8 protein-coding genes (1 of these 8 cut by a window edge) are annotated in these 9,662 nt (G+C 28.7%); 4 read left to right on the top strand and 4 right to left on the bottom strand.

Annotation, left to right across the window (positions count from 1 at the left end; translation table 11 throughout):
* A protein-coding gene (locus MHL31_RS01425; RefSeq protein ID WP_240227306.1) for a DUF4294 domain-containing protein crosses the window boundary here: on the bottom strand, positions 1-592 show its 5' portion. Its footprint begins 155 nt before the window's first position; the window shows 592 of its 747 coding nt (coding positions 1-592); the start codon lies at positions 590-592; the stop codon falls past the left edge of the window.
* A gap of 92 nt (positions 593-684) precedes the next feature.
* On the opposite strand from MHL31_RS01425, the gene MHL31_RS01420 reads away from it, so the two are divergent.
* The 4 genes from MHL31_RS01420 to MHL31_RS01405 are packed head-to-tail and all read left to right on the top strand — an operon-like array spanning position 685 to position 4,974.
* Positions 685-1,773, top strand: coding sequence for a M42 family metallopeptidase (locus tag MHL31_RS01420; RefSeq protein WP_240228931.1), 1,089 nt, complete (start codon positions 685-687; stop codon positions 1,771-1,773).
* Positions 1,774-1,829: 56 nt separating this feature from the next.
* Positions 1,830-2,381, top strand: coding sequence for an NUDIX domain-containing protein (locus MHL31_RS01415; RefSeq protein WP_240227305.1), 552 nt, complete (start codon positions 1,830-1,832; stop codon positions 2,379-2,381).
* Positions 2,382-2,386: 5 nt separating this feature from the next.
* The gene (locus tag MHL31_RS01410) at positions 2,387-4,294 is read left to right on the top strand and encodes a DUF294 nucleotidyltransferase-like domain-containing protein (protein ID WP_240227304.1); all 1,908 of its coding nucleotides are present in this window, start codon (positions 2,387-2,389) and stop codon (positions 4,292-4,294) included.
* Positions 4,295-4,305: 11 nt separating this feature from the next.
* Complete coding sequence (locus tag MHL31_RS01405; RefSeq protein ID WP_240227303.1) at positions 4,306-4,974, top strand: PolC-type DNA polymerase III; 669 nt, start codon at positions 4,306-4,308, stop codon at positions 4,972-4,974.
* 72 nt (positions 4,975-5,046) lie between these two features.
* On the opposite strand, the gene MHL31_RS01400 is transcribed toward MHL31_RS01405, so the two are convergent.
* The 3 genes from MHL31_RS01400 to MHL31_RS01390 form a co-directional block, all read right to left on the bottom strand.
* Positions 5,047-6,291: an aminotransferase class I/II-fold pyridoxal phosphate-dependent enzyme gene (locus MHL31_RS01400; protein WP_240227302.1), complete on the bottom strand. Its 1,245-nt coding sequence runs from the start codon at positions 6,289-6,291 to the stop codon at positions 5,047-5,049.
* Between the two features lie 150 nt (positions 6,292-6,441).
* Positions 6,442-7,479: a PLP-dependent cysteine synthase family protein gene (locus MHL31_RS01395; protein ID WP_240227301.1), complete on the bottom strand. Its 1,038-nt coding sequence runs from the start codon at positions 7,477-7,479 to the stop codon at positions 6,442-6,444.
* An 88-nt stretch (positions 7,480-7,567) separates the two neighbouring features.
* Positions 7,568-9,628, bottom strand: a complete 2,061-nt coding sequence (locus tag MHL31_RS01390) for a S9 family peptidase (RefSeq protein ID WP_240227300.1) — start codon at positions 9,626-9,628, stop codon at positions 7,568-7,570.
* Positions 9,629-9,662 lie beyond the last annotated feature (34 nt).

The following is a 9,662-nucleotide window of genomic DNA, read 5'->3' as shown; positions in this document are numbered from 1 at the left end:
CAGGATCATATTCTTCTTTTAAAGATAGTTTAAAAAGTTTTGCAGTAGAATTGTACCAAAATGCCTTCCACCCACTTCGTAGATCTTTTACCAGATCAAATGCTGTATCGCCAGTTTGCCGATGAATTAACTTTATTAAAATTCTACCTTCCGTACGTGTTAATTTTTTTAATTGATCTGTAAACTCTCCTTCTAAATATTGTTGAATTCGTTTTGTGTAGATTCTTTTCTTACGTTTAGATTTAATATTTTCTATTCTTTCATTTAAAACCTCTACCCTTTCGGCAGCTAATTTAGCATAAGGATATGCTTTAAATGTTTTTTTTCTAAACCAATAATAATATCTCCTATCGTAACTTGTTTTAAATTTAAGTTTTTTCATTAATAAAACCTCTTCAAGTTCTATTAATAAGGTGTCTCCTTCAAAAATTATAAATTGTTCTGTTAAAGGAATAGAATCTGCAACCTTATGCTCTTGTGCAAAAAGTATAACATTACTTAATATTACTACTAAGAAAATAAGATTTTTAAACTCTTTTATCATAATTATAAAACGTACTATCAAAAATAAGCCCAAAATTACAACTTTCATTTTTACTTTTTAGTATCTATATATTAAAATGATTGTTTTAATTATTTGCATAAATAACAATTTAGTATCTTCGTTCTTTAAAATTTAAATTAATTATGAGTAAAAATATTTTAAACAAAAAGTCTATAAATTTTTTAGAAAAGTATTTAAATAATGCATCACCTACTGGATATGAAAGTGAAGGTCAAAAAATTTGGATGGATTATTTAAAACCATATGTAGATACTTTTATTACGGATAGCTATGGAACTGCTGTTGGTGTTATAAACCCTAATGCTAAATTTAAGGTAGTTATTGAAGGTCATGCAGATGAAATTTCTTGGTATGTTAACTATATTACACCTGAAGGATTGATATATGTTATTAGAAATGGAGGAAGCGACCATCAAATTGCCCCTTCTAAAGTTGTAAATATTCATACTAAAAAAGGTATTGTAAAAGGTGTTTTTGGATGGCCTGCAATACATACACGTATTGGTGGAAAAGAAGAAACTCCTAAACTAGATAATATTTTTATTGATGTTGGCTGTAAAACAAAAGAAGAAGTTGAAAAACTTGGAGTTCATGTTGGTTGTGTTATAACCTATCCAGATGAATTTTTTATTTTAAATAAAAACAACTTTGTTTGTAGAGCTTTAGATAATAGAATGGGTGGATTTATGATTGCTGAAGTAGCCCGTTTATTAAAAGAAAATAATATTGAACTACCTTTTGGTTTATACATTACTAATTCTGTTCAAGAAGAGATTGGATTACGAGGTGCCGAAATGATAACCCAAACAATAAAACCAAATGTTGCTATTGTTACTGATGTTTGTCACGACACCACAACTCCAATGATTAATAAAATGAAAGAAGGAGAAACCAAATCTGGTGATGGACCTGTTATTAGTTATGCTCCGGCGGTACAAAATAATTTAAGAGAACTTATAATTGAAACCGCTGAATCTAAAAAAATTCCATTTCAAAGATTAGCTTCTTCTAGAGCAACAGGTACTGATACAGATGCTTTTGCTTATAGTAATGGTGGAGTGCCTTCTGCCTTAATAAGTTTAGCATTACGCTATATGCATACTACTGTGGAAATGGTACATAAAGATGATGTGGAAAATGTAATACGTTTAATCTACGAATCACTATTAAAAATTGATCCTAAAAAAGGATTCAGTTATTTTAACTAATTTATTATTTAAACTGTCTAAAATTAAATGTCATAATTTTAGACAGTTTTTTTATTATGGACGAATATATTGACTTATTAAATAATGCTGGTGAACCAAATGGTAAAACCTGTCTAAAATCTGAAGCACATAGAAAAGGACTTTTTCATGCAAGTGCTCATATTTGGATATTCAATAACAATAAAGAAGTACTTATTCAAAAAAGAGCATCAAACAAAGATACCTTTCCAAATTTATGGGATGTTTCAGTTGCTGGGCATATTTCTGCTGGAGAGAAACCAATTGTTTCTGCACTTAGAGAAGTTGAAGAAGAAATTGGCTTAATATTAAAACCTAAAAATCTTAATTATATAGGTACTTCAAAAAAAAGAATTGAACATAAAAAAGATTTAATTGATTATGAATTACATCATATATATATCTGTAATATAAATTTTGATATAAATTCTTTAAAAATTCAAACAGAAGAAGTTTCAGAAATAAAATCTATAACACTACAATCTTTAATAGAAACTGTAAACTCTAAAAACAACGATTTTGTTCCACACGGAAATGATTATTATACCTTTGTTTTTAACACCATAAAAAATACACATAGCTGTAAGTAACAATTATGAAGAACACTATTGCAGAAAGGATTCTCGATTTTTTAAAAGGGTATCCCCCATTTAATTTAATATCAAAACCTACATTATTAGAAATAGCAAAAAAAGTAGAAATTCAATATTTTGAAAAAGATCAAATTATATTAAGTCAAAACGACAATCCACACGAACATTTTTACATTATTTACGAAGGTGCTGTTAGACTTTATAGATTTGCTGAAGACAAAAAACACGTATTAGATATTTGTGATGAGGGTGATTTATTTGGTTTAAGACCCCTTATTATGAATGAAAATTATTTAATGGGTGCCGCTGCAAATGAAGAAACTATATTATATGGTATACCAATTAAACTTTTTAATGATATTATTTTAAATTACCCAAAGGTTAGTCAGTTTTTAATTGCAAGTTTTGCCACCAATACAAGAGATCCTTTTTCTGAAAAACACAAAGGAAAATTATTTGCCAATATTGAAGCTATTAAAAAAGTTGAAAATAGCTTTATTGAAACACAATCTATTAAATATACGCTTAATCCTTTAACTTGTTCTACAACAACAACTGTAAAAGAAGCTGCTTTAATAATGACAAACAATGTTATTAACTCAATTGTTGTAACAGAAGATAAAAAACCTATTGGAATAATTACAGATAAAGATATACGTACAAAAATAGGAACTGGTCGTTTTAAAATTACAGATACTGCAGCTTTAGTAATGACACATCCCGTTATTACTTTTCGAGAAAATTTATCGGTTGCTGAAGCACAAATTGCACTGCTAAAACACAAAGTTTCTCATTTATGTATTACAAAAGACGGAACAGATGCTTCAGAGTTAGTTGGAATATTATCTGAACAAGATTTAAATTTAATTCAAGGTAATAATCCTTTATTTCTTATAAAAGAGATAAAAAAAGCAAAAGATGCAGAAACCTTAAAATATATAAGATCTAAAGCCTCTGATTTAACCAAAGGTTATATTAAACAAGAAATCCCTATTTACTTTATCACCAAAGTTATTTCAGAAATAAATACTGCAATAACAAAAAGAGCCATCCAATTATCTATTAAAGAAATTGGGAAACAACCACCTGTTTCTTATACCTGGTTTGCTGTTGGAAGTCAAGGTAGAAAAGAACAATTATTAATGACTGACCAAGATAATGCCTTGGTATTTGAAAATGTCGAACCTTCGGAATATGAAGCTGTAAAATCGTACTTTTTAGAACTCGCTACCAAAGTAACAGAAAAATTAAATAGTGTAGGTTTCGATTACTGTCCGGCTAATATTATGGCAAGTAATCCAAAATGGTGTTTGTCAATTAAAGAATGGAAACAACAATTTAAAGAATGGATAAAAGATCCAATTCCTGAAAAAATTTTACTGAGTATTATTTTTTACGACTTTGAACTTGTGTATGGTAATGTAGAACTCTATAATAATATGGCAAAAAGTGTTTTAAAACTTATTAAAAAAAATCAATTATTTTTAAGCTTTTTAAGTAAAGTTACCTTAGATAACCCAGCTCCTTTAGGATTTTTTAAACAATTCTTAGTTGAACTTGATGGAGAAAACAAAGATAATTTTGATATAAAAACTAGAGCCATTAGACCACTAACTGATGCTGCTAGAATATTTTCACTCTACCACGGTCTTCAAGTAAATAATACCATTGCAAGATTTGAAAAACTTATGGAAGTAGAACCTCAAAATGCAGATTTATTTGAGTCTTGTGCTAATGCTTTTAAAATATTATTACAATTTAGAACTTCTCAAGGTTTAACAAATAATGATACTGGAAGGTATGTAGACATTAACAGCCTAAGTAAAGCCGATAGGTTAAAACTAAAAAGTTGTTTTAAACCTATTAAAAATATTCAAGATTCATTAAAACTTCGTTTTAAAACAATTTAAATCCGCTAGTTATGCTTAATTTTTTTAAAAGAAAAAACTATCCTCAATATTGGAAAGACCATATAGATAAAGTTTCAAATTCTAAAAAATACACGAATTATGAATCTATAAGGTTTGTGGCTTTAGATACCGAGACCACGGGTTTTGATTATGATAATGATAGGATACTTTGTATAGGAGCTGTAGCTATTATAAATAATAAAATTCAGGTTAATGATTCTTTTGAAGTTTATATAAAACAAACCATTTTTAATAAAGAAACTATTAAAATTCACGGTATAAGAAAAAATGGAACCGAACATAAAGTAAGCGAAGAAGAAGCGTTAATTCAGTTTTTAGAATATTTAGATGATGCTATTATTATTGCACATCACACAAAATTTGATATAACAATGATTAACCAAGCCTTAAAACGTTTACATATTGGTCCAATACAATCTAAACAATTAGATACCAATTATATTCATAAAAAAATTGCAACAGAAAACAGGTTTAAAAAATTATTTAGTTTAGATGAACTTTGTAATATCTATAAAATAACAATGCACGATAGGCATACTGCTTCTGGAGATGCACTTTTAACAGCATTAGTATTTTTGAAGCTCACCTCTAAATTCAAAAAAAATAATATTTTAAATTTAACTGAATTAATAAGGACTAACTATTACCTTTCACAATAAAGTCTGAAATTACACATAAAAAAAAATCTCAAAATTATAATTTTGAGATTTTTTTTTATGTGTACTAATTTATTAAACCATTGATGCTGCAATACGTTTATATATACCTTTTTCAAGTTTTTCACGTATAACTGAAAATGATTTAATAGTTATATCAACATCTTCTAAAGTATGAGTTGCAGTTGGAATTAATCTAAGAATAATTAATCCTTTTGGAATAACAGGGTAAACAACAATTGAACAGAAAATTCCATAATTTTCTCTTAAATCATTTACCATAGCCATTGCTTCTGGAATATCTCCTTCTAAAAACACTGGTGTTACACAAGTATTTGTTCTTCCAATATTAAATCCATTTTCTTTTAATCCGTTTTGAAGCGCATTTACATTAGTCCAAAGTTTTTCTTTAAGCTCTGGCATAGTACGCAACATATCTAAACGTTTTAAAGCACCTTTAACCATTGGCATTGGCAACGATTTTGCAAACATTTGAGAACGCATATTGTATTGTAAATATTGGATAATATCTTTATCTGCTGCAAAGAAAGCACCAATACCAGCCATAGATTTTGCAAAAGTTGCAAAATAAACATCAATATCATCTTGTACTCCTTGTTCTACACCAGTACCTTTTCCATCCTTACCTAATGTTCCAAATCCGTGTGCATCATCTACTAATAATCTAAAATTGTATTTTTCTTTTAGTTCTACAATTTCTTTTAGTTTACCTTGCTCACCACGCATTCCAAAAACACCTTCAGAAATTACAAGAATACCTCCATTATTTTCTTCAGCAATTTTAGTCGCTCTTTGTAAGTTTTTTTCTAAACTTTCAATGTCATTATGTTTATAAGTATAACGTTTTCCGTGGTGTAATCTAACACCATCAATTATACAAGCGTGCGCATCAATATCATAAACAATAACATCATGTTTAGTTACAAGTGCATCTATTGCAGAAAGCATTCCTTGATAACCAAAATTCACTAAATAAGCAGCTTCTTTTTCAACAAATTCTGCACATTCTTTTTCTAATTGTTCATGGTATTTTGTATGACCAGACATCATTCTAGCTCCCATTGGGTATGCCATTCCATATTCAGCTGCTGCATCTGCATCTGCTTTTCTAACATCTGGATGATTTGATAAGCCTAAATAATCATTAATACTCCAAGTGATTACTTCTTTTCCGTTAAATTTCATCCTATTAGAAATTTCACCTTCTAATTTAGGGAATACATAATAGCCTTCTGCTTGTTTTGCCCATTTTCCTAATGGACCCTTATCTTTAACTATTCTTTCAAATAAATCTTTCATATATATTATTTTGAAAAAAATGTAATTTTATGTTTACATTTTATTGGGTACAAATTACGGTATTTTTTTTAAGCTATTCAAATGTTAATATTACAAAAAAAGAGGCTTAAAATTAAATTTATCAGCCTCTTTTTTTGTAATTATATTTTTTTACTTAATATATTCTACTTCTTCATGAGCCTGTTTTTGAGAATCAAAAAAACCTTGCTCTTTCATCCATTCGTCACTATAAATTTTTTCCATATAACGAGATCCGTGATCTGGTAATATTAAAACAACTTTAGAATTTTCATCAAACATTCCTTGTTCTGCATATTGTTTAGTAGCTTGAACAATAGCTCCACTTGTATAGCCTGTAAACAAACCTTCTGTTACAGCTAATTCTCGAGCTCTATGAGCTGCTGCTTCATCAGTTACTTTTTCAAAAACATCAATTACGTTAAAATCAGTAGCTGTAGGTATTAAATTTTTACCTAAACCTTCTATTCTATATGGATAAATTTCTTTTTTATCAAACTCACCTGTTTCATGAAATTTTTTCAAAATTGAACCAAAAGCATCAACACCTAATGTTTTAACATCAGGGTTTTGTTCTTTTAAATATTTTGAAACACCCGATATAGTTCCTCCTGTTCCACTTGCAGCTACTAAGTGAGTAATTTCTCCATTAGTTTGTTCCCAAATTTCTGGTCCTGTAGAATTGTAATGGGCTTCAGCATTTAAGTGGTTAAAATATTGATTTATATATACCGAATTTGCAGTTTCTGCGTGTAATCTTTTAGCTACTTCATAATATGACCTTGGATCATCTGCTTTTACATGTGCTGGGCAAACATAAACTTTTGCCCCCATAGCTTTTAGCATATTAATTTTACCTGGTGAAGCTTTTGAATTTACAGCTAAAATGCATTTATAACCTTTAATAATACTCACCATAGCCATACTAAAACCTGTATTACCTGATGTAGTCTCAATTACAGTACTTCCTTCTTTTAATAGTCCTTGCCTTTCTGCTTCTTCAATAATATGCAATGCAATTCTATCTTTCATAGAATGCCCTGGATTAAATCCTTCGTACTTTGCAAAATAGTTTCCTGGAAGATCTTTAGTTATTGTATTAAGTCTAATTAAGGGCGTTTTACCTATAAGTTCTAAAATATTGTTAGTTACACCTTTATTTTGTATCATCTTTAATAGTTTAATTATAATATCAAAACATGAAATCTCGTGTTCTGATTAATTATCTACAACATGCAAATTTAATATTTTTTTTTTATTATTGAGTAACTTCTATATCAATAATAAAACTATAGTCTCTTGCTATTTCTTTTAACGCATTAAACCTACCCGAAGCCCCGCCATGACCGGCCTCCATATCAGTATGTAAGACTAAAATATTATTGTCTGTTTTAAATTCTCGTAATTTTGCCACCCATTTTGCTGGTTCAAAATACTGAACTTGAGAGTCATGAAGCCCTGTTGTTACCAAAATATTTGGATAATTTTGACTAACTACATTATCATAAGGTGAATATAACTTCATATAATCGTAAAATATCTTTTCGTTTGGATTTCCCCATTCATCATATTCTCCAGTTGTTAGCGGAATACTATCATCTAACATAGTTGTTAACACATCTACAAAAGGTACTGAAGCAATTACACCATTAAACAGCTCTGGGCTCATATTTATAACAGCTCCTATTAACAAACCACCCGCAGATCCTCCACTTGCATATAAATGTTTTGGCGAGGTGTATTGTTTTTCTATTAAAAATTTAGCACAATCTATAAAATCATTAAAAGTATTTAGTTTATTCAATAATTTTCCATTCTCATACCAACTACGACCTAAATATTCGCTACCTCTTACGTGTGCTATTGCAAAAATAAATCCTCTATCTAATAAACTTAATCTAGTTGAACTAAAGCCAGCATCTATTGTATGTCCATAAGAACCATAGCCATACAAAAGCAGTGGTGTGTTTTTTGAAATTTTAGTAGTTTTTTTATAAACTAAAGATATGGCTATTTTTGTTCCATCGTTAGATGTTGCCCATATACGTTCACTTTTATAATTATTTTTATCAAACTTACCTCCTAAAACTTCTTGTTCTTTTTTTACATCGTTTGTTTTAGTATCTACATTAAAATCTATTACAGAACTTGGTGTAGTCATAGAATTATATCCGTAACGAATAATATTTGTATCAAATTCTGGATTGTAATAAACGCCTGCCGAATAGGTTTCTTCATTAAAAGGAAGGTAAAAATCTTCTGAATCATCCCATCGTATAATTCTAATTTTATTTAATCCATTGCTACGTTCTTCAATAACTAAAAATTCTTTAAAAATTGAAATGTCTTCTAACAAAACATCCGTTCTATGTGGAACTACATCTACCCAATTTTCTTTTGATGTTTCATTAATTGAAGTTTTCATCAACTTAAAATTAGTTGCATTATCCTTATTTGTTAATACATAAAAACTAGTACCGTAATGTGCTATATTGTATTCTAAATCTCTTTCACGCTCTTGAAACATTCTAAAATCACCCGTTGGATTATCTGCTTCTAAAATTCTATATTCTGTAGATACAGTACTATAACTTCCAATTATTATAAATTTATCGGATTTTGATCTACTTACATAGGTGTTAAACGTTTCATCATCTTCATAAAAAACTTCAACATCTAGAGCTGGGTCTGTACCTAAAGTATGACGAAATATTTTTTCGCTTCTTAAGGTTGTAGGATTTTTTTGTGTATAAAAAACCGTCTTATTATCTGTAGACCAGGTTCCACCTCCTGTTGTGTTTTCAATTTTTTCAGGAAAAATTTGTCCTGTTTCTAAATCTTTAAACTGTAAAACATATTCTCTTCTACCAACAGTATCTACACCAAAAGCAGCATACTTATTATTAGGACTTATTGATAAACCCGCTAGTTTAAAATAACTATGTTTTTCTGCTAAAATATTAACATCAAACATTATTTCTTCTACAGCATCTAATGATGCTTTTTTTCGAGCATAAATTGGATATTGTTTGCCCGTTTTAAAACGAGTAGTGTAATAATAATTATTTTTTTTATATGGCACAGACTCATCATCTTCCTTAATTCTAGATTTCATTTCTTCAAATAAATCTTCTTGAAATTTTTTGGTATGTGCTGTTATTTCTGAATAATACTTATTTTCAGCATTTAAATAATCTATTACTTTTGGGTCTTCCCTATCATTTAACCAATAATAATTATCTATTCTAACATCATTATGAGTAATTAACTTTTTCTCTATTTTATCTGCTATTGGAGCAAATATTTTATTTCCAGACATTTTTATCTTTTTTGCTAAGCGACAAAAGTAGTAT

It is taken from the genome of Lutibacter sp. A80, assembly GCF_022429645.1.
In the GTDB taxonomy this organism is placed as follows: Bacteria; Bacteroidota; Bacteroidia; order Flavobacteriales; family Flavobacteriaceae; genus Lutibacter.
The sequence above is the reverse complement of the archived record's forward strand: the minus strand, read 5'-3'. Positions and strand labels throughout refer to the sequence as shown.

Bases quoted from the DNA above. Each gene is read 5' to 3' on its own strand.
- MHL31_RS01415 (WP_240227305.1), top strand. From the start codon at position 1,830: ATGGACGAATATATTGACTTATTAAATAATGCTGGTGAACCAAATGGT.
- MHL31_RS01410 (WP_240227304.1), top strand. From the start codon at position 2,387: ATGAAGAACACTATTGCAGAAAGGATTCTCGATTTTTTAAAAGGGTAT.
- MHL31_RS01405 (WP_240227303.1), top strand. From the start codon at position 4,306: ATGCTTAATTTTTTTAAAAGAAAAAACTATCCTCAATATTGGAAAGAC.
- MHL31_RS01400 (WP_240227302.1), bottom strand. From the start codon at position 6,291: ATGAAAGATTTATTTGAAAGAATAGTTAAAGATAAGGGTCCATTAGGA.
- MHL31_RS01395 (WP_240227301.1), bottom strand. From the start codon at position 7,479: ATGATACAAAATAAAGGTGTAACTAACAATATTTTAGAACTTATAGGT.
- MHL31_RS01390 (WP_240227300.1), bottom strand. From the start codon at position 9,628: ATGTCTGGAAATAAAATATTTGCTCCAATAGCAGATAAAATAGAGAAA.